Genomic DNA, 20,372 nt, shown 5'->3' on the forward strand with positions numbered 1-20,372 from the left:
GGAAGGTCGCATGAAGAAGCCGGTGGGAGACCAGGAGCTGACGGTGCTGCGGTACGTGGCGGAGCACGGCCCGGCCACCGTGGGCGAGGTGGCCGAGCGCTTCGGCGAGCCGCAGGGGCTGGCGCGCTCCACCATCCTCACGGTGATGGAGCGGCTGCGGCTGAAGGGGTACCTGACGCGGCACAAGGTGGAGGGCGTGTTCCAGTACGCCTCGCCGGTGCCGGCGACGGAGCTGCTGCGGGACGTGGTGGGGGACTTCGTGCAGCGGCAGCTGTCCGGCTCCCTGTCGCCGTTCGCCGCCTACCTGTCCGAGGCCGATGACGTCACCGACGAGGAGCTGGCGCAGCTCCAGGACGTGGTGGCGCGGCTGCGCTCGAAGAAGCGGAAGGAGTAGCCACATGGATACGGGCTGGCTGTCTCACGTCGGGGAGTGGGCGTCCGCGTGGCCCGCGGGGCTGTGGCGGGCCTCGTGGCAGGGCGCGCTGTGTGCCGCGCTGGTGTGGGCGCTGACGAGGTCCTGGTCGAAGATGCCGGCCTCGCTGCGCGCCGGGCTGTGGTGGCTGGTGGCGTTGAAGTTCGTGGTGTCGCTGGGCTGGCTGCGGCCCGTGCCGCTGCCGGTGCTGCCCGCGTCGCTCGCCACGCTGGTGCCGGGTGTGGAGGCGATGCCGTCCCCGGTGCGCGCGGAGGGTGCGCTGCCCGCGTTGGCGAGTGGAGTGGTGACGGCCGGGCGCGAAGAGGCGGCTGGCGCGGTGACGGGGGGGCAGGGCGCGCGGGGAGCTGTCCCTGTCGTGAGCTCCGCGCCGCGAGCCGCGAGCCCGTCGTCGCGTCCGGCGGGTCTGCCCGTCGTCAGCATCGTGACGGACGAGCGCATGGAGTCGCCGGGCAACACCGTCTCCGTTCCCGCCGCGCGCTCCTTCAGCAACAGCATGCAGTCGGTGCCCTGGAGCCGGGTGCTGGCGTGGGTGCTCCTGGCGGCGTGGGTGGCGGGCGTGGTGTGGCAGCTCCGGAGCCACGTGAGGGGCTGGGCCAGCATGCGGCGTCTTCGCCGGAGCGCCCGCCCGCTGGTGCACCCGGTGCTGGAGTCGGAGGTGCGCGAGCTCTCCGCCACCGCGAAGCTGTGGCGGACGCCGAGGCTGCTGGTGTCGGAGTCGGTGGTGAGCCCGTTGGCCACGGGGCTGTTGGACCCGGTGGTGGTGCTGCCGGCGAAGGCGGTGCGGCGGCTGCCGGTGGAGGCGCTGCGCATGGCGCTCGCGCACGAGCTGGCGCACCTGCGGCGGGGAGACCTGTGGCTCGGCTGGGTGCCGGCGCTCGCGGAGGCGCTCCTCTTCTTCCATCCCCTCGCGCGCCGTGCCGCGCGGGAGTACTCGCTGGCGCGGGAGGAGGCGTGTGACGCCGAGGCCCTCCGGCTCACCGGCGCGGAGCCCGCCGACTACGGCGAGCTGCTGATTGCCTTCGGTGTCGCCCGAGGCGCCGGTACCGCCGCCGCCATGGGCGCGTCGGCCCACATTCACGCATTGCACAGGAGGTTGAGCATGTTGGAGCACGTCGATGCAGTCCCCGCCCGTTCCCGGCGCCTGTTGAAGGTGGCGCTCTCCGCCCTCGGCCTCGCGGCCCTGGTGCCCTTCCAGGTCGTCGCGCAGGAGCCCGCCGCGAAGGCCGGGACGCCCGCGGGTGCAGCGCAGGCGAAGCCCGCCGCTCCGGCCTCCGCCGCGTCGGAGTCCAACGCCTCGTCAAAGGGAGCCAAGGTGCCCGTGCCCCCGGCGCCTCCCGCACCTCGCGTGGCCGGCGTGCCCCCTGCGCCGCCCGCACCTCGCGTGGCCGGCGTGCCTCCGGTTCCGCCCGTCCCGCGCGTGGCCGCGGTGGCCCCCGTGCCTCCCGTCCCGCCCGCGCCTCCTCGGGGCCGCGATGATGACGACGACGACAGCAGCTACGTGCTGCTGGCGGACAACATGGCGATGATGAACGGCAGCTCCGTGGACCTGAACCTCGCCGGCATGTTCAAGCAGCCGGGCAAGGAGCTGCTCTACGTGCGCCGCAAGGGCGAGGCGTTCATCATCCGCGACCCGGCCACGCTGAAGGCCGTGCGCACGGCGCTCGAGCCCACGCGCGAGCTGGGCAAGGCCCAGGGAGACCTGGGTGGGAAGCAGGGCGAGCTGGGCGGGAAGCAGGGCGAGCTCGGGCAGAAGCAGGGTGAGCTGGGAATGAAGCAGGGCGAGCTGGGCATCAAGCAGGCCGAGCTGGCGCACAAGCAGGCCGGGCTCAACCTGGAGGAGATGCGCCTGGAGCGCCTCCCCGAGGCCGAGCGCGACCGCCGCCAGGCGGAGCTGCGCAAGCAGGAGCAGGCGCTGGAGCAGGAGATGAAGGTCCTGGAGAAGCAGCAGGAGGCCCTCGGGGAGCAGCAGGAGGCGCTGGGCCGCGAGCAGGAGAAGCTTGGCGAGGAGCAGGAGGCGCTGGGCCGCGAGCAGGAGAAGCTCGGCGAGCAGCAGGAGGCGCAGTCGAACGAGGCCGAGAAGAAGGTGCGCGTCCTCATCGACGAGGCGCTCCGCAAGGGGCTCGGGCAGCCGCTGCCCACCTGAGGACGCTTCGCGGCGCGGGCCCGTGACGCCGGGGGCATCGCTCCTCTAACTTGAGGAGTTCCTCGCCCCCCGGAGGTCCCGATGAGCCTCGCCGCCGTTCCCCAGGCCACTCCCAGCAGCACGCTCGACTCGGTGGTGCAGCGTGTGAAGGAGGGCTCGCGCGCCTGGGTGAAGCTGGGCCTGCGCGAGCGAATCGCGCTGCTGGAAACCCTGCGCCGCGCCTTCGCCACCGTCGCCGAGCCGAGCGTCCGCGCCGCCTGCGAGGCCAAGGGCATCGACCCGGACAGCCCGCTGGCCGGCGAGGAGTGGCTGGGCGGTCCGCTGGTGGTGCTGCGCAACATGCGCCTGCTGGTGGACGCGCTGAAGGACATCGAGAAGCACGGCGCGCCGTACATCCCCGCCTCCCACCTGCGCACGCTGGAAGACGGACGGCTGGCGGCGCGCATCTACCCGAAGGACGCGCTGGACGGGATGCTCCTTCCGCGCAACGTGGGCGAGGTCTACTTCCTCCCCGGCGTCACCGCGTCCAACCTCCGCGAGCACCAGGCCTCGTTCTACCGCAAGCCCCACGGCGGGAAGGTCTGCGCGGTGCTGGGCGGCGGCAACGTCAACTCGATTCCGCCCGCGGACTGCCTCTACAAGCTCTTCGTCGAGGGCACCGCGTGCGTGCTCAAGATGAACCCCGTCAATGCCTACCTCGGGCCCTTCCTCGAGCAGGCCTTCGCCCCGCTGGCGAAGCACAACGTCTTCGCCGTCGTCTACGGCGGCACGGAGGAGGGCTCCGCGCTGGTGAACCACCCGGCGGTGGACGAGGTCCACGTCACCGGCAGCGACAGGACGCACGACGCGCTGGTGTGGGGCCCGCCCGGCCCCGAGTCGGAAGCGCGCCGCGCCCGCAACGCGCCGCTGATGACGAAGCCCTTCTCCAGCGAGCTGGGCAACATCTCCCCCGTGGTGGTGGTGCCCGGGCCGTACTCGGAAGGCGAGCTGCGCTACCAGACGGACAACATCGCCGGCATGGTGGCCAACAACGCGTCCTTCAACTGCAACTCCGCCAAGCTGCTGGTGCAGCCGAAGGAGTGGGCGCGCCGCTCGCAGGTCATGGACGGGGTGCAGGCCGGCCTGGGCAAGGCCGCCGTGCGCCGCGCGTACTACCCGGGCGCCGAGCAGCGCTGGAAGCAATTCACCGACGGCCGCGCGCGCCTGCGCCTGGTGGGCAACGCGAATTCGGGCGAGCTGCCCTACGCGCTGCTTCCGGACGTGGACCCGTCCGAGGCGCAGGACCGCGTCTTCCGTCAGGAGCCCTGGTGCACGGTGCTGTCGGAGACGGGCCTGCCCGGCTCGGATGACCCGGTGGCCTTCCTGGACAGGGTGGTGCCCTTTCTCAACGAGAAGGTGTGGGGCACCCTCAACGCCACGCTCATCGTCCACCCGAAGTCGCTCAAGGACCCGGCCGTCCACGCCGCCGTGGAGCGCGCCATCCGCGAGCTGCGCTACGGCACGGTGGCGGTGAATACGTGGCCCGCCGCGGGCTACGCGCTCGTCTCGCTGCCGTGGGGCGGCCACCCGTCCTCGTCCGCGCAGGACATCCAGAGCGGCCTGGGGTGGGTGCACAACACGTTCATGCTCGAGGACATCGAGAAGGCCGTCATCCGCGCGCCGCTGACGAACCTGCCGGCGCCGCCGTGGGTGCCGGGGCACCGGGGCATGCGGGACCTGGCGCGCAAGCTGGTGGAGTTCGAGCTGGGGCCGTCCTGGCTGAAGGTGCCGGGCATCGCCACGGCGGCCCTGCGGCGGTAGGCCCGGGGCGCAGGTGCCCCCTGGGGGCCCGGGCGGCCGGCCGGGCCTCGGACTGCGTGGACGCGGCGCCCCATGGTAAACCCGGGCGCATGGCATCAATGCACGCACGGGAAGGCGGGCAGTTCCTTCAGCAGGGGCGCCCCGAGGAAGCGGTGAAGAGCTTCCAGAAGGGGCTCTCCCTCGACCCGGATGACGTGGACTGTCTTCTGGGGCTTGTCCGCACGCACCTGAGCACCGGCGCGGCGGGCGACGCGGAGGCCGCCACGCTGCGGCTCCTGAAGGTGAAGCCGGACCACGCGGAGGCGCAGGCCCACCTGGCCATGCTGCGCGCGCAGGCCGGTGACGCCGAGGCGCTGGAGGCCCTCAAGACGCTGGCCGCGGCCCCCACCGCCGGCTACTTCGAGCGCTTCAACCTGGGCGGGCTCCTGCTGGACCGCGGCGACCTGGCCGGGGCGCGCGCGGCCTACGAGTCCGCGCTGGACGTCGCGCCCGGCAGCGCGCACGTGCACTTCGAGCTGGGCCGCATCCACCTCCAGCAGGGCAGCGTGGACGGCGCGGCGGCGCACTTCCAGAAGGCCTCGGAGTTCGCCCCTGCCGAGCCCATGCCGCTGCTGATGCTGTCGCGCGCGCACGCCGCCCGCGGGGCCCTGGGGCTGGCCATTCAAGCGGGCACCCACGCGCTGGAGAGCGCCCAGGGGGGCATGCGTCGCTCGGTGCTGGAGGACCTCTTCCGGCTGTACCTGACGGCGGGCAACCCGGAGGCCGCGAAGCGCACGGTGATGGAGTTGCGGCAGCTGGTGCCCGCCAATCACAACTACGTCTATCTGCACGGGCTGGCGGTGATGAGCGCCGGGGTCTTCCGCGAGGCGCAGGGCCTCTTCGAGGAGGCGCTGCGCATGGCTCCTCGGAGCTGGCAGGCGCTGCAGGCGCTGGCCCAGGTGCACCTCGCGCTGATGGAGCGGGGGCTCGCCCGGAAGCGGCTGGAGGAGGCGGTGGCGCTGGTGCCCACGGAGCCCGGGCCCGCCAATGACCTGGCGCTGCTGCTCCTGCAGGACGAGGCGCACGAGCGCGTCCGGCCGGTGCTGGAGCCCGTGCTGGCCGCGCACCCCCAGGACGCGGTGACGCACCTCAACCTGGCGGTGTCCTGGTTCCCCACCGACAAGGCGGCATGCGTCCGCCACGCGCGGCAGGCGCTCGCCCAGGGTGACGGCCCCGTGCGTGAGCAGGCGGAGCGGCTCTTGAAGCAGCTCGGCGGCTGAGGCCAGCGGTGCTCCGTGCCCTGCGGACGGCCCGGCCCCCGAGCCGAGGGCTGCCGGTGTCGGGGCGAGGTGCACCCTCGTGGCGTGTTACCCCATGAAGGGGGGAGCCTCGGCGCGGAGTTTGTGACGGACGCGCGTGTCCTCTCGCCCGGGGCATGGGGAGGCCCTCCGCCATGGAAGTCCCGGCGGTCCTCCAGGAACTGGTGGTGGTGCTCGGCGTCGCCGTGGCGGTGGTGCTCGTGCTGAGCCATGTGCGGCTGCCCACCATCGCCGGCCTCATCGCGGCGGGGGCGCTCATCGGCCCGGGTGGGCTGGGGCTGGTGCGCGACGCGGCCCGCATCACCGTGCTCGCGGAGATTGGCGTGGTGCTGCTGCTGTTCAGCATCGGCCTGGAGTTCTCCCTGGCGAGGCTGCGGCGGCTGTGGCGGGTGCTGCTGCTGGGCGGCGGGCTCCAGGTGGGGCTCACCGCGCTGGGCGTGCTGGCCGGCGCGCTGGCGCTGGGCGTCCCGCCGGCCCGGGGCCTCTTCTTCGGCTTCCTGGTGGCGCTGTCCAGCACGGCCATCGTCCTGCGCGCGCTGACGGAGCGGCACGAGGTGGACGCGCCGCACGGGCGGCTCATCATCGGCGCGCTCATCTTCCAGGACCTGTGCGTGGTGCCGATGATGCTCGCGATTCCGCTGCTGGCCGGTCAGCGGGGCGGGGCGGGGGCGCTCCTCGCGGTGCTCGTCAAGGCGACGCTGCTGGTGGTGGCGACGGCGGTGCTGGGGCGCACGGTGGTGCCCCGCTTCCTCAAGGACGTGGCGGCCACGCGACGGCGCGAGGTGTTCATCCTCGCCGTGCTGGGGTTGTGCGTGGGCATCGCCTGGGTGTCCGCGCTGGCGGGACTGTCGCTGGCGCTGGGCGCCTTCCTCGCGGGCATCGCCCTGGCGGATGGGGACTACGGGCACCAGGCGCTGGCGGACGTGCTGCCGCTGCGCGAGACGCTCTCCAGCTTCTTCTTCATCTCCGTGGGCATGCTGCTGGACGTGCGGGTGCTGATGGAGCGGCCGCTGCTGGTGGCCGCGCTGGTGCTCGGCGTGCTGGTGCTGAAGGCGCTGGTGGGCGCGGTGAGCGCCATGGTGATGCGCTTCCCGCCATGGGTCGCGGTGCTGGCGGGGCTGGGCCTGGCGCAGATTGGCGAGTTCTCCTTCGTGCTCGCGCACGAGGGGGCGGCGGCGGGGCTGCTGAGCGCGGACGAGCAGCGGCTGTTCATCACCATGAGCGTGCTGACGATGGCGGTGACGCCGGTGGCGCTGCACTTCGGGCCGAGGCTGGCTGCGGGGGCGGCGCACCTCAAGCGCCTGGAGGCGCTCATCGGCGCGCACGGGCCGCACCACCTGGAGCAGTCGCACAGCGAGGCGCTGAGCAACCACTACATCATCGGCGGGCTGGGCACGGCGGGGAAGCTGGTGACGCGGGCGCTGCGGGAGAGCCAGGTGCCGCACGTGTGCATCGACCTGGACCCGGAGGTGGTCACCGAGGCGCGGCGGCGGGGCGAGTCGCTGTACTACGGCGACATCACCAGCGCGGAGATTCTGGAGCGGGCGGGCATCCACCGGGCCAGGGCGCTGGTGCTGCTGCTGGACGACCCGGTGGGCGCGGCGAGGGCGGTGTCCACCGCGCGGCGGCTGCACGCGAGCGTGCCCATCCTGGTGCGGGTGCAGCGGCTGGGAGACATCGCGGACCTTCGCGAGCGCGGGGCCAGCGAGGTGCTCGCGGGAGAATTGGAAACGGCGCTGGAGGCGGTGTCGCGCGTGCTGAAGTCCACGGACCTGCCGGAGGAGGTGGTGGTGCGGCTCCTGGAGACGCTGCGGAAGGACCATCCGCACGGCCCGGAGTCGAACGGGCCACCTCCTCCCACGCTGCCTCCGCCGCCGAAGGGCCTGCCGGAGCGGACGGAGTACCGGCACTGAAGCAAGGCCGCTACCGCCCGAACAACCCCCGCTTCTTCTGCGGCTTTCCGCCCTGCGCGCGGGACAGGCGCTCGCCGAGGATGCGGCTCATCTCCAGCGCCACGGCCGGGTTCGCCATCACCACGCTGCGGAAGTCCTCGCGGCCCACCGCCGCCAGCTCGCACGCGGCGGCCGTCACCGCCGTCGCCGTGCGCGGCTCGCCCGTCAAGAGCGCCAGCTCGCCGAAGAAGCCGCCCGGCTTCACCGTGGCCACCACCTGCGCCGCCGAGTCCTTCAGCTGCACCTCGCCCGACAGCACCACGAAGAACGTCTCCCCCGGGTCACCCTGGCGGAACAGCTCCGTGCCTCCGGGGTGGTGCAGGTGCTCCGCGCCGCGCGCCACCGCCTCCAGTTCCTCGTCCCGCAGCGGTGCGAGGAAGTCCACCTTGCGCAGCGTGGCCGCCAGCACCGAGCCCACCCCCGCGCCCAGCGGCGGCTCGGCGCTGAGGAAGTCCACCGCCGCCCCGAGCTGCGAGCGCCGGGACACCATGATGACGGTGTGCCCCGCGCGCAGCATCGTGCTCCCCTCCGGCAGCGTCGCGTGGCCCTGCGGGTCCACCACGCCAATGAAGACGCACTCGCGCGGGAAGCCCGACGTGGCGCGCACCTGCGCCACCGTCTGCCCCGCCACCCGCGCGCGCATCGGGAGGGCCAGCTCGAACAGCAGCGTGTCCCCGTCTCCCAGGGGCAGCGTGCCCGCCACCTGCGGGAAGTCGATGGCCGTGGTCATCTTCGCCACCACCACCTCCGCCTCCGCCACCAATTCCTTCACGCCCGCCAGCCGGTAGGCCTCGCGGTAGCTCGTGTCCAGCATGCGCACCATGAGGCGCGCCCCGGACGTGCTGCGCACCAGCATGGCGAAGGCCAGGTTCTCCGAGTCGCGCGCCAGCACCCCCGCCGCCACGTCCGCCGTGCCGATGCCCGCCGCCTCCAGCACCCGCGGGTTGGTGGCGTCCCCGCACACCGTCACCGCGCCCACCTCCTCGAAGATGCGGTGGCAGACGGTGGCGTCCCGCTCGATGACGGTGACGGTGTGCTGCTCGGCCACCAGCCGCGCTGCCAGCACGCTGCCCACCCGGCCTCCACCCGCGATGACGATTTTCACGACGCCTTCCTCCCGTGGCCCGCGTCCCCTGTGTCGCCGTGCAGCACCTTCTCCAGCGAGAGCGTCCGCTCATCCAGCTGCGCCAGCATGTGCTCGGCCGTGGCCTCGGGGATGAGGCCGTTGCGCCGCGCCCCCTGCAGCGCGGTGCGCTCCGCGTCGATGAGCCGCCGCCGCATGGAGATGAGGTCCCTGGCGCCCTGCGCGAGGTGCTGCTCGTTGAGGCGCCGCAGCTCGCGCTCGGCGCGGGCGATGTTGACCTGGTACTCGCTGCGCAGGTGGTCATACGCGGCGCGGGGCACCAGCCCCTGCTCGTGCAGCACCTCCAGCTCCTGGTGCGCCGCGCGGCTGGCGATGAGGCGCCCGCGCTGCTCCGCCATGGACAGGGCCACCTCGTCCTGGTGGAAGAGGCCCAGCCACTTGAGCACCTGGCTGAGCATCAGCCCCTGGCCCACCAGCGACACCAGCGTGACGCCGAAGGCGATGGCCACCAGCTTCTCGCGCGCGGGCGTGGCCTCCGGGAGGCCCAGCGCGAGGCCGATGGACAGCGCGCCCTTGATGTTGCCGGCGATGAACACGTGCTGCCAGCGCAAGGGGAGCGCCTCGGCGGGGCGCAGCCAGCGCAAGAGCAGGAAGGGGATGTAGGCGCCCACCGCGCGCCCGGCGAAGACGCAGGCCACCGCCAGCAGCGTCTCCGGCACGTAGCCGCTCAGCGTCTCCGGCTTCGTGGTGAGCCCCACCGCCAGGAAGAGGAAGGTGTTCACCCCGAAGGTGGCGTACTCCCAGAAGGTGTGGATGGCCACCTGGCTCTGCGGGGCCACCTCGCGCCGCAGGGTGACGCCCACCGCGAGGCCCGCGACGACGGCGGAGATGGCGCCGGACAGGTGGAGCTGCTCGGCCACCACGAACGAGGCGAGCGCCACCGCCGTCGTCACCATGATTTCCGCCAGCGGGTCCTCGATGCGGCGGATGACGAAGCCGCCCAGCAGGCCCAGCGCCAGCCCGACCACGCCCCCGCCCACCGAAGCGAGCAGCACCCGCGCGCTCATGGTGGCGATGGACGGCGCCGCCTCCCCGGCCACCACGCTGGCGATGGCCGCGTAGACCACCAGCGCGGTGCCGTCGTTGAAGAGGCTCTCACCCTGCATGATGCCGGCCAGACGCGGCGGCACCGGGGCGCGGCGGAAGGCGTAGAGGATGGAGACGGTGTCGGTGACGGACAGCAGCGCGCCCAGCAGCAGCGCCGGCCACACCGGCAGGCCCACGGTGAAGTGGAGCGCGGTGCCCGTGGCGCCAATGGCCAGCACCATGCCCAGCGTGGACAAGAGGAAGATGGGCAGTGCGTTGGCGCGGATGCCGGACAGGTCCGCGGTGATGCCGCCTTCAAATAGCAGCGCCGGCAGGCAGACGAGGAACACCACCTCCGGGTTGAGAGGTGGGACGCCGGGCAGCAGGTGGCCCACGGAGATGACGAGCCCTCCCACCACCAGCGCGACGTTGTACGGCAAGCGCGCGCGCTTGGCCGCGACGGCCAGGACAATCGCCGCCACCATCAACCCGATGACCAGGGGCATCTCGACGTGCACGGCCGGAGTCTTCCAGAACCGGCGCGCCAGCGCACGGGGGGATGTGGAGGAACCCGCGTGCTGTCCTGACGGAAACCTTCAGCGCTTCAGGCGGAGGATGAGGTCCTTGCGCGGGCCACAGTCGCCGCGTCCGTCGCAGTTGCTGGTGGTGACGTACAGATGGCCGTCCGGACCCATGTTGACCTCGCGCAGCCGGCCGTAGGTGTCGCGCAGGTACACCTCGTGGCGAGCCACGCGGGCGGGGTTGTCCTGGGCGAACTCCACGCGGTGCAGGTGCTTGGAGCCCAGCGTGCCGATGAGCAGCGAGCCCTTCCACTCGGCAATCGCGGTGCCGGTGTAGAGCGCGGCGCCGCCCGGGGGCATGGCGTCCTCGAAGGTGAGCGACGGCGTCACCTGCCCCTGGCGCGTCTCGCACGCGTAGATGCCGGGCCAGCCCAGGTTGTCCCCGCGCCGCGCGAGGCTCACCTCGTCATGGCCCCGGCGCATCGTCTCACCGCTGGGTCCGTGGTCGGTGAGGTAGAGCGTCGTCGCGTCCTTCCAGGCCCAGCCTTGGAGGTTGCGGATGCCGGTGAGGAACGCGGGGGAGTTGGGGAACGGGTTGTCCTGTGGCACCTGTCCCTCGGGCGTCAGGCGCAGCAGCTTGCCGGCGGGGTCATTCACGTCCTGCGAGCGGTCCGGCTCTCGCGAGTCGCCCGTGCCCACGTAGAGCATGCCGTCCGGGCCGAAGTGGATGCGACCGCCGTCATGGTACGTGGCGGAGGAGATGCCGCCGAGGATGACCCGGTCGAAGGTGGCCGTGGCGTGGTCCTCGGACAGCGTCCACCGCTCCACGCGGTTCTCATCGCGGCCGCTCGCGTCGGTGGTGACGTACACGTAGAACTGCCGGTTCGTGGCGAAGTCCGGGTGCGCGGCGATGCCGAGCAGGCCGCCCTCGGCGGTGCTCGTCGTGCGGAGGGTGGCCACGGGATTCGGCTGGAGGGCGCCGGCCTTGAGCAGGCGCACGCGGCCGGGGCGCTCGGTGACGAGCGCGTCGCCGCCGGGCAGCCAGGCGATGCCCCAGGGCACCTCCAGTCCCTCCGCCACCACCTCCACGTCGAAGGGCACGGTGCCGTCGGCGCCCCAGCCGTCCTCCACCAGGATGCAGTCCTGCGGGGAGGCGGTGCCCTGGGCCTGACTCTTCCGGCAGGCGGACGCGAAGGAGGCGAGGACGACGAGGGAGGAGAGCAGCAGGCGGGGGGCGCGCATGCGGGGATTGATGTCAGCCCGGCGGCGGGCGCGCCAGCGTCACTTGACGCCGGCGTCATGCGGCTGACGAGCCCGCGCTCCAGCCTGGGGGCCGGTAGGGCGGGCGGACCACCCAGCGCGGGCCAGGACGACCGGACCGGCCCGACGCCGCCGAGCTGGGCGTCAGACGTGTGTCGTTTCGTCCCTCGGCTGGGGCATTCACAGGGGACGTGTATGCGCGTGAAGCGAAGTTGGGCCGCTGCGTTGCTGCTGCTCTTGCCGGGCGTCGCTTGGACGCAGGAGGAGGATGCCCCGGCCATCGAGTCACCGGAGGAAACGTCTCCCGCATCGGAGCCGGAGACGGACGAGCCAGACGCGCTGCCCCCGACGCGCCAGTGGCACTACCTGAAGCGACTGGATACGACGACGTGGGCGTTGCTGCCTCGCGCGGGCGTGGGGCGTGACGAAGGGTTCGTGCAAATCGAGCCCACGCTCATCATCGACGGCGGCGAGGAGTTCGGCGTCAACGTGGGCGCCCCGGTGCGGCTGCGTCTGTGGGGAGGTGGAGAGGGCGCGGGCCTCGTGCGGCGAGAGGACTGGGACACGCTCTCCGACTGGGGACAGCTCTTCCGTGGTCTGAAGTTCGGCTCGGACACCGCACCTCTGGCCGTGTGGTTCGGAGGGCTGGAGAACTACACCCTCCTGTCCGGCCATCTCGTGCGGCGCTACTCCAACCGGACGAATCCGGACTACCACCCGGCGGGAGGCTTCCTCCTCGGCACGCTGGGGCCCCTCTACACGGAAGCCTTCGCCTCGGATGTGCTGGGAGCGCGTCTCATGGGCGTGGAGCTCTCCCTGGACCTGGAGCATGTCTTCTTCGGAAAGCCGCGCATGCCCGCCTGCTACACGCTGGCTCTGTCGGCGGTGCATGACTGGGGGCGTGCCGGAGGACGCTCGCCCTCGCTGACGCTTGCGCACCTCGACGCGATGGTCGTCTTCCTGGTGCGTCCGACGTACGAGGCCTTCGTGTCCGCGGGTTGGGGAGGACGGCCCGGAGAAGGCGGCGCGTGGGGCGCGGTGGTTGGCGCTGGAATCGACGTGCTGACGTCCACGCTGGACATGAAGCTGCGGCTGGAGGGACGGCGCCAGCACGGCGGCTTCCGGCATGGCGTCTTCGGCCCCGAATATGAGCTGGCGCGCTTCCAGGCCTCGGGCGCGGACGGCATGCCGCGGGTGGCCGCCCCCTTCCCGGACGGCCATTCCCTCTACGCCGAGGCGGACGTGGGTTGGGATGCCGTCAGCTACGGCGGGCTCCAGAAGCACCTGAGCCTGTCGCTGGGAGTGGAGGCCTTCACCTGGGGCCGACTCGACGTGGACGGGCGCGTCGCGGTGCAACTGTTCCGGCGCAACCTGGAGCTGGCCGTGAAGGGACTGGGCGTGGTCATGGGGAAGTCTGGGGCGCGCTACCTCGGCGCGGCTGAGGCGCGGTGGCGCTTCCTCGGCGGGAAGCTCTACGCCATGGGCACGGGAGGCACGCTCCTCTTCCCTGGAGCGGAAGGGATGCTGCGTCCTGGAGCCTTCGCCTCCGTGGGCCTGGGGATGGACGATGCGCGCTAACGCCGTGCTCCGCGAGTGCTCCGCCTACAGCGCCGAGCAGCTCCTCATGGACCTGGAGCGCGTACAGAGGCGGATGGAGCCCACCCTGGCGGCGTTCGCTTCAGGAGACGCGGAGCAGGTGGAGGAAGCGGCCACTGCGATGCCCGAGCTGATGGGGCAGCTCACCCGCGAGTTCGGTGCCATCCGCGACGGCGCACGCAAGGCCACCGAGCAGAACGGGAAGTTCATGGCGGCGGCGCAGGCGATGGAGATGCTCACCCTGGTTTCGACGCTGAAGATGTCGCTGCCTCGCCTGCCGCCCGCCGCTCCCGCCACTGTCGGCGTGGGCCTCGTCATGGGCCCAGGCGGAGTGATGGCCGGCTCGCAGCTTGTCGTCTCCGCCGAGTGGGTGGAGATGATTCGGCGGCTGGCGCAGGCAGGCGTCATCTCCATCCCCGCCGTCAGCGCCGCCGTCCGGATTCACGGCGGGCAGGTGATGATGGCGCAGGCGAACGGGGACCTGCCGGAGGGGCTGCGCGACGCGCTGGGCGACAGCCCCGAGGTGCGCGGCATGAAGGTGACGGGCAAAGCCGGCGCGGGCATGTCCGAGCATCCGAAGCACCACGTCATGCCGAAAGAGCGCCGCACATGGTTCGAGGAGCGCGGCTTCAAGGGCGACATGGACATCGACCAGTTCTGCGTTCGGCTGGAGTGGGCACACCACGAGGCGATTCACGGAGGCGGCAACTGGCGCCTGGGACGCACGTGGCCCAACGAATGGAACCGGATGATCATGGAGGCGCTACAGCAAGCCGAGCGCAGGGCTGGCCAGATGTTGACGCGAAACGAGATCCTCAACATCGTCGCATCTCGAATGAAGCGCTACGACATCCCGATGAAGTTCACTCAAGGGAGGAGGCGATGACCGATGGACGTTCCTGGCGGGGAGATTGGAAGGCACGCCTGTATGAGCGCGTCCGCGAACGCGGTTACGACTCGCTCACCGCATTTGCCGAGGCACGTCCTGCCGTCCCGCTGAACCAGCTCGCCGAGGAGCTTGGCAAGGACGACGTCGCTGGGGTGCAGGTGTTGGGCGGATTGCATGCAGAGGCAGAGCAGCGCAGGAAGGTCACACGTTTCGTGCGCGACGTGCTCGTGCGTGAGCTGTCGGAGACCCTCCCAAATGGCTGGCCGGTCGTGCTGGACCGTGACTCCCGATTCGCGGTCGCCAAGGCGCTCGGCTGCTGGTACGCCGACACCCCTGATACTCACAAGGAGCGCGTTGACCGGGTTGGCGATGCGCTCTTCGCCAATCCACCGCCCGCTGGCTGGCGCCCGCTTGGCCCCGACGACGAGATTCTCCGGACGCTCTTGCCGGACGAAGAAGCCTGAGCGGCACCGGCGACCCCGCTCGCTGAAGAGCGGCGCTGCTCATTGCCCTCCTTGGTAACCGTTCACCGGCTCAAGCAGCGCTCGCGGGCTGAAGCCTTTCCGGAGTGCGCAGGAGCTGCCGCGGCAAGGGTCCGTGTCGGCTGTGCATCGCTGGCCCTGAATCGGGTGGCTCGATGGCACCCCTCGGCCTCCGCCCTCCAGCCCGGGGGGCCGGGGAGCGGGCAGGCGGGCGACCCTCCCGAGGCCGGCCCGCCCGCTGCCTCGTTGGTGCGCGCCGGGGCCGTGGGCACCTTGTCCGAACGGATCAGCACCACCACCCACATTTCAGGGAGACACCCCATGGCGCGCATCGCGTTCATCGTGGCCAATGACTTCGAGGACTCCGAGTTCCGCGTCCCCTACGACGCCGTCAAGAAGGCGGGGCACGAGGCGGTCATCATCGGCGTGGAGGCAGGCAAGGAGCTCAAGGGCAAGAAGGGCAAGGAGACCCTCAAGGCCGAGAAGGCCGTGAAGCAGGTGTCCGCGAAGGACTTCGACGCGCTGGTGATTCCGGGCGGCTACTCGCCGGACCACCTGCGCACGGACATCGGCATCGTGGGCTTCGTGCGGGACTTCTTCCGCGCGGACAAGCCCATCGCCGCCGTGTGCCATGCGGGCTCGCTGCTGGTGGAGGCGGACGTCGTGGACGGGCGCACCGTCACCTCGTGGCCGTCCATCAAGACGGACCTGCTCAACGCGGGCGCGCGCTGGGTGGACCGCGAGGTGGTGGAGGACGGCGGCATCATCACCTCGCGCAACCCCGGAGACCTGCCGGCCTTCAGCCAGGCGCTGCTACGTCAGGTGTCTGGAGGCATCGCCCCGCGCCTGGAGTCGCCGCTCGCGCCCGAGGCCGTGTCGGACCAGCCGCCCACCGTGCACTGACGGACGGGGCGCCTCTCCCGGCGTGAGACGGTGAGGCGCCGCGCGCTCGTCCGTTGTTGGAGGACGTGGGGCCTGCCCCGGGGAACAGGGGGCCGGCCGTACGGGCCATGGACACCCATTCGCACTGCCGGCGCCCGGGCTCTCCGGGCCGCCGGCTTTTTCGTTTCGTGCGGGTGGGAGGTAGCGGGATGCGGGCGACGGTGGGGTGGGCGCTGGCGGTGGTGCTGGCGGGGTGTGGAGGGACGCTGGAGCAGGATGCGGTTCCCCTCCACGAGGAGTCGCTGGGCACCATGCGGCAGGCCGAAGACTCCGGCGGCCCGGTGACATGGGTGCGCTTCGGCCGGGGCGAGGGACCGCAGCTCGGCTCGGCCGTCACGCAGGACCGGGACGGCAACGTGCTCACCACCGTGCTCTTCTCCGGGGGCGCGGACCTGGGGACGGGGCCGCTGGGCCTGGACGACCCGGAGGTGCCGGGCGTCGTGCTCGCGAAGCACGCTTCAGACGGGCGGCTGCTCTGGACGCGCGTGTTCCAGGGGCGCAAGGGCGGGTTGTTGTCCGTGAATGCGCTGGGCACGGACCGCGAGCGCAACGTGCTGCTCGCGGGCTGGAGTGAAGCGGGCGCGGAGTTGAGCGCGAGTGAAGGCGCGGCGCCCGTGAAGGTGGAGGGCGCCTTCTTCATGAAGCTGGACCGCGCCGGGAGGGTGCTCTGGACGAAGAGGCTGGCGGGGCATGGCGCCCTGTTGGCGAACGGGCTGGTGACGGACCACGCGGGCAACGTGTTCATGTCGGGCTCGCTGTACGACGGGAGCCTGGACTTCGGCGGGCAGGTGCTGAGCGCTGTCGGGCTGCGGGCCTTCCTGGCGAAGTACGGGGCGGATGGGACGCTGAAGTGGCTCCACGCGGAAGGCGAGTCCTCGCAGGGCGGAGGTGTCGCGCTGGACGAGCAGGGCGATGCGTACTTCTGCGGCACGGCGCCGAGCGAGTCCTCGGAGGAGCCGAGCACGGGGACGCGGACGGGGCTGCGGCGCCTTGGCTCGGAGACGGGGGCGGTGGTGTGGGCGCAGGAGCTGGAGGACGGGGACTGCTCGGGCGTCGCGGTGCATGGCAACCGCGTGGTGATGACGGGGAGCTTCCTGGGGGCCTTCACCTTCGGTGGGAGGACGTATCGCGCGTCGGACACGCCGGGTGTGTTGGACGCGGATGCCTTCCTGGTGGCGTACACGCTGGCGGGCGAGGAGCGCTGGGCGCGCCACTTCGCGCGGGCGAGCACCGGCGTGGCGATGGACCAGGCGGACGGGGTGCTCGTCACCGGGCACTACGAAGGCGGGGACAGGGTGGGGCGCACGGTGCTGCCGGGAGCGGCGGGCTCCTTCGACAACATCTTCGTGGCGAAGCTGGACCGCATCGACGGGACGCTGCGGTGGGTACGGGGCTTCCCCTCGACGGCGGCGCTGGCGCTGGACGTCTCCGTCACGCGGGAGGGCGAGGGCGCCCTCGTGGGCGCCTTCGGTGGACCCACGGACTTCGGTGCGGGGAGGGTGGGGCCGGAGGGCGGCTATGACGCCTTCATCCTCCGGCTCGGGAAGTAAGGCCCGGCTCCGGGCGCTGGTCTACACCGGCGCCCGTTGCGCGAGCGTCGTGACTGCATCGCGATTGCGCGCGCAGTGCTCACGAAGCTCGCCGCTGAGCGCGGGCTCCCGGGCCAGCCGGGCCCAGTACTCCACCGCGTGACGGGCGGCGTCGGGCCAGACGTCGAGGGTGTCTTCAGTAGGGGGCAGCGGCTCGAAGATGCGCACGATGACATTCGTGCTCACGGGCGCGAACACCATCGGCAGCATGTCGTAGACCGGCGCGAGCCGGAACTGCTTCGGGCCCTCCACGAAGAAGGACAGGTTGCCGAAGTGACGGTCCGTATTGCCGGTGAGCTGTCCGAAGGTGTCGAGCCAGCGGATGCGCCGTGCGTCCTCCTCGGAGATGATTCCGGCGTCGAGCATCCGCCGCGCCGCGCGAGTCCACGTGTCGCGGTGGCCGAAGTACTCATCGTCGATGGCGCCGAGCGACAGCAGCGCCTTTCTTCCCCGCACGCCGACGCGGTCGAAGCGCTCGGCCTCCAGGAACCGCAGGGCCCCCAGGTCCAGCGTGCGCGTGGACGAGGCCGGAATCCCGGCGGCGCGGACCGCCTCGTGCGCGAGGTGCTCGCAGGTCAGCAGGTCCTTCCACCTTCGCGCGGCCGTGCTGTCATCGCCTCCCGCGAACTTCACCAGGACGTGGCGGCCCTCCGCGTACGTGAGGAACTTGGGCTGCTCGCCTCCCGCCGAGGAGCCGGGCTGCCCCGCGAGCGAGGCCCGGGCCAGCTCGGGGTAGCTGTCGCGGCGGACCGTGCGTGGCTCCTCCGCGAGGAACCGGCTCAGCGACTCGTCGCCCAGGATGAGGTCGCCGACGCAGTCTTCGCCTCGGCGCGCCAGGGCGATGAGGCGGTGGTCGTCGTTCCAATCCGTGATGCGGACGGGGAGGCCCAGCTCCGGATGGCGCGACGTGAAGCTGCGGCCCACGTAGCCCTGCGGGCTCATGTCCGCGGCGAAGGGAGGCAGTCCCTCGAAGAGCTCGCCTTCGCCCGTCTCCCGTTCAAGGCAGTGCTGGCCGGCCGTGAGCAGGTGCAGCACTCCGTACTTCCGCGCGTGCCCCGCCTCATCCACCTGATGGACGGGGAGCTGCGTCCCCAGCCCCGGTAGCGCCCGGGTGCGCGCGTACCGTCTCGCCGGGCCCTGTCCCACCTGGAGAACGGCCTCCCCGGCCTCGGCGATGAGCCGCGTCAGCACCGGCTCGGAGATGCCGAGCTGGAGGGCCAGCGCGTCGGCCTGGACCATGGCCTGACGACCCAGCACGGAGAGGAGCTGCTCCACGGAGGCCATGAACGGTTTCCTGTCGCCGCGCCCTCAGTGGTCCCCGTAACGCTTCTCACCCGCCTCCACGCGGGCGGCGAGCCGGTTGCCGCGCGGGGGCAGGGGGCAGGTGGCGAAGCGCGTGAAGGCGCAGGGCGGGTTGTAGGCGCGGTTGAAGTCCAGCACCACGTGCCCGTCCTTCGGCGCGTCCGCGTAGAGGAAGCGGCCCGCGCCGTAGGTGGCGTCGCGGTTCGTCTCGTCCGCGAAGATGATGAAGAGCTTGTCGTCCTCCTCCACGGGCGTCAGCCGGTGCTCCTTGCCATTCACGGTGAAGACCAGCGTGCCCGGCACCTTCATCGCTTCTTCCGTGCCCAGCACGTTGGGCACCTGGATGGTGCGCGGCGTCTCCGAGGGCTCGAAGCGCGCGTCGAGGCGCCACGCCGCATTCGCCGGGTAGGTGGCGATGCCGTGGAACTGCTTGCGCGCGGGCGCCTCCTTGTCCTTCACGCGCACGCCCAGCTTGTCGCCGCGCAGAATCACCTGGAGGCTCATGCTGCCGAGCTTCAGCACGTCCGGAGCGCCCGTCTCATCCGACTTGAGCGCGCCCCCGGTGAAGGGCTTCCCGCCGAGCGTGAACGCGACGCCGGGCGCGGGCTGCAAGCTGGCGGTGTTCCCCTTGCGCGTGAAGGTGCCCAGCTTCGCGGGCGTGCCCTCCGGGAAGTCGAGGTCGCTCTCCGGCGCGGAGCCGGCGGTCTGCTCGCCCTCCTTCAGCCAGAACAGGCCCACCAGGGTGAGCCAGCCCTCCTCGGACTGGAGGTTCTTGAGGCGCTCGTCCTGCCAGGCGCGGGTGGACGTGGCGATGTCTTCGGTAGCAGCGGGCTTCGGAGAGGCGGTCATGGTCTTGTCGGCTGCGGGACGGGGCTGCGCGGGCGCGGCCTTCGCGGCCGGCGCGGCGTGGAGGGCGAGAGACAGGGCCAGGGCGAACGGCGTCATGTCGGGTGCCTCGGAAGGGGGAGCCTCAATTTGCGGCTCCGGTGGACCCCTGTCTAACAGGACGCCGGGCGCGGCGCAGGCGCTCGGTGCCGGCCACGGTTGCACGGCGCACACCCTCCGTGCGAAGCCGGGCTTTCGCGTGGACCTCGACCTGAAGCCAGCGCCGCCGCCCGGTGCCTTCCGCAAGCTCGCGCTGGGCACGTGGCGCTCGCCGAGAGACCCCAGCGCGTACGCGGCGCTGGAGGTGCGCATGGAGCGGGCGCTCGCGTACCTGGAGGCGTACCGCGCGCTCACTGGACGGCGCCTCACGGTGACGCATCTGGTGGCCAAGGCCGCCGCGGATGCGCTGCGCCAGTACCCCGAGGCCAACGTGCTGCTGCGGTGGAACCGGCCCTCGCTGCGCAGGGACGTGGGGGTCTGCGTGCTGGTGGTGCAGCCCGCGGAGACGGGCCGCGCGGACCTGACCACGGCCACCGTGCACCGCGCGGACACGCTGTCGCTGGGCGCCTTCGTGGAGGAGATGGAGTCGCGCATCTCCGACGTGCGCGCGCGCCGGGACGCCGTCATCGAGCGGGGCAAGCGCCGCTCCTACCGCATCCCCGGGCTGTTCATGGGGCTGGCGCTGCGGCTGCTGTCCTTCGTCTGGTTCACGCTGAACGTGGACCTGCGGTGGGTGGGGATGCCGAGGGACCCGTTCGGCTCCGTGGCGGTGACGAGCCTGGGCTCGCTGGGGCTGGAGCGGGGCTACGTGGCGATGGTGCCGTACACGCGGGTGCCGCTGCTGCTGGCCCCGGGCGCGGTGCGGCGCGTCCCCGTGGTGGAGGACGGCGTGCTGGTGCCAGGCCGTCAGATGGCGCTCACCTGCACGTGGGACGCGCGCCTCCTCGATGTGGAGCTGATTGCCCGGGTGCTGCGCCACATCGGCGCGACGCTGGAGGACCCGGAAGGCACGTGGGGGGCGCCGACCGCGGCTCCCGGTGGGGAACCCCGGGGGGCTGCGAGCGGGACGGCGGTGGGGTAGAAAGGGGCTCGTCGCTCCTGGAGGTACCG

General features: G+C 72.0%; 16 protein-coding genes. 11 read left to right on the forward strand and 5 right to left on the reverse strand.

Annotated elements, in window-relative coordinates; genetic code table 11:
* Positions 1-10: 10 nt before the first annotated feature.
* The 5 genes from G4D86_RS15685 to G4D86_RS15705 all read left to right on the forward strand — a co-directional run bounded on the left by G4D86_RS15685 (position 11) and on the right by G4D86_RS15705 (position 7,587).
* A complete protein-coding gene (locus G4D86_RS15685; protein WP_163994373.1) occupies positions 11-394 on the forward strand; it encodes a BlaI/MecI/CopY family transcriptional regulator in 384 nt (127 codons plus the stop codon).
* A 4-nt stretch (positions 395-398) separates the two neighbouring features.
* Positions 399-2,576, forward strand: coding sequence for a M56 family metallopeptidase (locus tag G4D86_RS15690; protein WP_163994376.1), 2,178 nt, complete (start codon positions 399-401; stop codon positions 2,574-2,576).
* 81 nt (positions 2,577-2,657) lie between these two features.
* Complete coding sequence (locus G4D86_RS15695) at positions 2,658-4,376, forward strand: aldehyde dehydrogenase family protein (RefSeq protein WP_163994380.1); 1,719 nt, start codon at positions 2,658-2,660, stop codon at positions 4,374-4,376.
* A gap of 89 nt (positions 4,377-4,465) precedes the next feature.
* Complete coding sequence (locus tag G4D86_RS15700) at positions 4,466-5,635, forward strand: tetratricopeptide repeat protein (protein ID WP_163994382.1); 1,170 nt, start codon at positions 4,466-4,468, stop codon at positions 5,633-5,635.
* 173 nt (positions 5,636-5,808) lie between these two features.
* On the forward strand, positions 5,809-7,587 hold the full coding sequence (locus G4D86_RS15705; RefSeq protein WP_163994385.1) for a cation:proton antiporter: 1,779 nt from the start codon (positions 5,809-5,811) through the stop codon (positions 7,585-7,587).
* A gap of 10 nt (positions 7,588-7,597) precedes the next feature.
* Here the strand turns inward: G4D86_RS15705 and G4D86_RS15710 are convergent, their stop codons facing one another.
* From G4D86_RS15710 to G4D86_RS15720, 3 genes are all read right to left on the reverse strand, one after another.
* Positions 7,598-8,731 carry an NAD-binding protein gene (locus tag G4D86_RS15710; RefSeq protein ID WP_163994388.1) on the reverse strand — a complete coding sequence of 378 codons (1,134 nt, stop codon included), beginning with the start codon at positions 8,729-8,731 and terminating at the stop codon, positions 7,598-7,600.
* Positions 8,728-10,314, reverse strand: a complete 1,587-nt coding sequence (locus G4D86_RS15715; protein ID WP_240360273.1) for a cation:proton antiporter — start codon at positions 10,312-10,314, stop codon at positions 8,728-8,730. The genes G4D86_RS15710 and G4D86_RS15715 overlap by 4 nt, the downstream gene beginning before the upstream one ends.
* 78 nt (positions 10,315-10,392) lie before the next feature.
* A complete protein-coding gene (locus G4D86_RS15720; protein ID WP_163994391.1) occupies positions 10,393-11,559 on the reverse strand; it encodes a PQQ-dependent sugar dehydrogenase in 1,167 nt (388 codons plus the stop codon).
* Positions 11,560-11,772: 213 nt separating this feature from the next.
* Between G4D86_RS15720 and G4D86_RS15725 the strand changes: the two genes are divergently transcribed.
* The 5 genes from G4D86_RS15725 (at position 11,773) to G4D86_RS15745 (ending at position 17,036) form a co-directional block, all read left to right on the forward strand.
* The gene (locus G4D86_RS15725; RefSeq protein ID WP_163994393.1) at positions 11,773-13,155 is read left to right on the forward strand and encodes a hypothetical protein; all 1,383 of its coding nucleotides are present in this window, start codon (positions 11,773-11,775) and stop codon (positions 13,153-13,155) included.
* Positions 13,145-14,059 (forward strand): DUF2380 domain-containing protein, encoded by a 915-nt coding sequence (locus G4D86_RS15730; protein ID WP_163994394.1) that lies wholly within the window; start codon positions 13,145-13,147, stop codon positions 14,057-14,059. The genes G4D86_RS15725 and G4D86_RS15730 overlap by 11 nt, the downstream gene beginning before the upstream one ends.
* A complete protein-coding gene (locus tag G4D86_RS15735; protein WP_163994397.1) occupies positions 14,056-14,526 on the forward strand; it encodes an NUDIX hydrolase in 471 nt (156 codons plus the stop codon). The genes G4D86_RS15730 and G4D86_RS15735 overlap by 4 nt, the downstream gene beginning before the upstream one ends.
* 339 nt (positions 14,527-14,865) lie before the next feature.
* The gene (locus tag G4D86_RS15740) at positions 14,866-15,447 is read left to right on the forward strand and encodes a type 1 glutamine amidotransferase domain-containing protein (protein ID WP_163994398.1); all 582 of its coding nucleotides are present in this window, start codon (positions 14,866-14,868) and stop codon (positions 15,445-15,447) included.
* Positions 15,448-15,635: 188 nt separating this feature from the next.
* Complete coding sequence (locus G4D86_RS15745) at positions 15,636-17,036, forward strand: hypothetical protein (RefSeq protein WP_163994401.1); 1,401 nt, start codon at positions 15,636-15,638, stop codon at positions 17,034-17,036.
* Positions 17,037-17,057: 21 nt separating this feature from the next.
* Here G4D86_RS15745 and yjjJ read toward each other — a convergent pair whose 3' ends face one another.
* Positions 17,058-18,359 carry a type II toxin-antitoxin system HipA family toxin YjjJ gene (gene yjjJ, locus G4D86_RS15750; protein WP_163994404.1) on the reverse strand — a complete coding sequence of 434 codons (1,302 nt, stop codon included), beginning with the start codon at positions 18,357-18,359 and terminating at the stop codon, positions 17,058-17,060.
* A gap of 24 nt (positions 18,360-18,383) precedes the next feature.
* Positions 18,384-19,322 carry a DUF1684 domain-containing protein gene (locus G4D86_RS15755; protein WP_163994407.1) on the reverse strand — a complete coding sequence of 313 codons (939 nt, stop codon included), beginning with the start codon at positions 19,320-19,322 and terminating at the stop codon, positions 18,384-18,386.
* A gap of 139 nt (positions 19,323-19,461) precedes the next feature.
* Here G4D86_RS15755 and G4D86_RS15760 point away from each other — a divergent pair, with 139 nt between their 5' ends.
* Positions 19,462-20,343, forward strand: a complete 882-nt coding sequence (locus G4D86_RS15760) for a 2-oxo acid dehydrogenase subunit E2 (RefSeq protein ID WP_163994409.1) — start codon at positions 19,462-19,464, stop codon at positions 20,341-20,343.
* The last annotated feature ends 29 nt before the right edge of the window (positions 20,344-20,372 follow it).

Source organism: Pyxidicoccus caerfyrddinensis, from assembly GCF_010894405.1.
GTDB classification, from domain to species: Bacteria; Myxococcota; Myxococcia; order Myxococcales; family Myxococcaceae; genus Myxococcus; species Myxococcus caerfyrddinensis.

What these genes read in the sequence shown, in the direction of transcription:
- G4D86_RS15685 (WP_163994373.1), top strand. Translation starts at nt 11, where the DNA reads ATGAAGAAGCCGGTGGGAGACCAGGAGCTGACGGTGCTGCGGTACGTG.
- G4D86_RS15690 (WP_163994376.1), top strand. Translation starts at nt 399, where the DNA reads ATGGATACGGGCTGGCTGTCTCACGTCGGGGAGTGGGCGTCCGCGTGG.
- G4D86_RS15695 (WP_163994380.1), top strand. Translation starts at nt 2,658, where the DNA reads ATGAGCCTCGCCGCCGTTCCCCAGGCCACTCCCAGCAGCACGCTCGAC.
- G4D86_RS15700 (WP_163994382.1), top strand. Translation starts at nt 4,466, where the DNA reads ATGGCATCAATGCACGCACGGGAAGGCGGGCAGTTCCTTCAGCAGGGG.
- G4D86_RS15705 (WP_163994385.1), top strand. Translation starts at nt 5,809, where the DNA reads ATGGAAGTCCCGGCGGTCCTCCAGGAACTGGTGGTGGTGCTCGGCGTC.
- G4D86_RS15720 (WP_163994391.1), bottom strand. Translation starts at nt 11,559, where the DNA reads ATGCGCGCCCCCCGCCTGCTGCTCTCCTCCCTCGTCGTCCTCGCCTCC.
- G4D86_RS15725 (WP_163994393.1), top strand. Translation starts at nt 11,773, where the DNA reads ATGCGCGTGAAGCGAAGTTGGGCCGCTGCGTTGCTGCTGCTCTTGCCG.
- G4D86_RS15730 (WP_163994394.1), top strand. Translation starts at nt 13,145, where the DNA reads ATGCGCGCTAACGCCGTGCTCCGCGAGTGCTCCGCCTACAGCGCCGAG.
- G4D86_RS15735 (WP_163994397.1), top strand. Translation starts at nt 14,056, where the DNA reads ATGACCGATGGACGTTCCTGGCGGGGAGATTGGAAGGCACGCCTGTAT.
- G4D86_RS15740 (WP_163994398.1), top strand. Translation starts at nt 14,866, where the DNA reads ATGGCGCGCATCGCGTTCATCGTGGCCAATGACTTCGAGGACTCCGAG.
- G4D86_RS15745 (WP_163994401.1), top strand. Translation starts at nt 15,636, where the DNA reads ATGCGGGCGACGGTGGGGTGGGCGCTGGCGGTGGTGCTGGCGGGGTGT.
- yjjJ (WP_163994404.1), bottom strand. Translation starts at nt 18,359, where the DNA reads ATGGCCTCCGTGGAGCAGCTCCTCTCCGTGCTGGGTCGTCAGGCCATG.
- G4D86_RS15755 (WP_163994407.1), bottom strand. Translation starts at nt 19,322, where the DNA reads ATGACGCCGTTCGCCCTGGCCCTGTCTCTCGCCCTCCACGCCGCGCCG.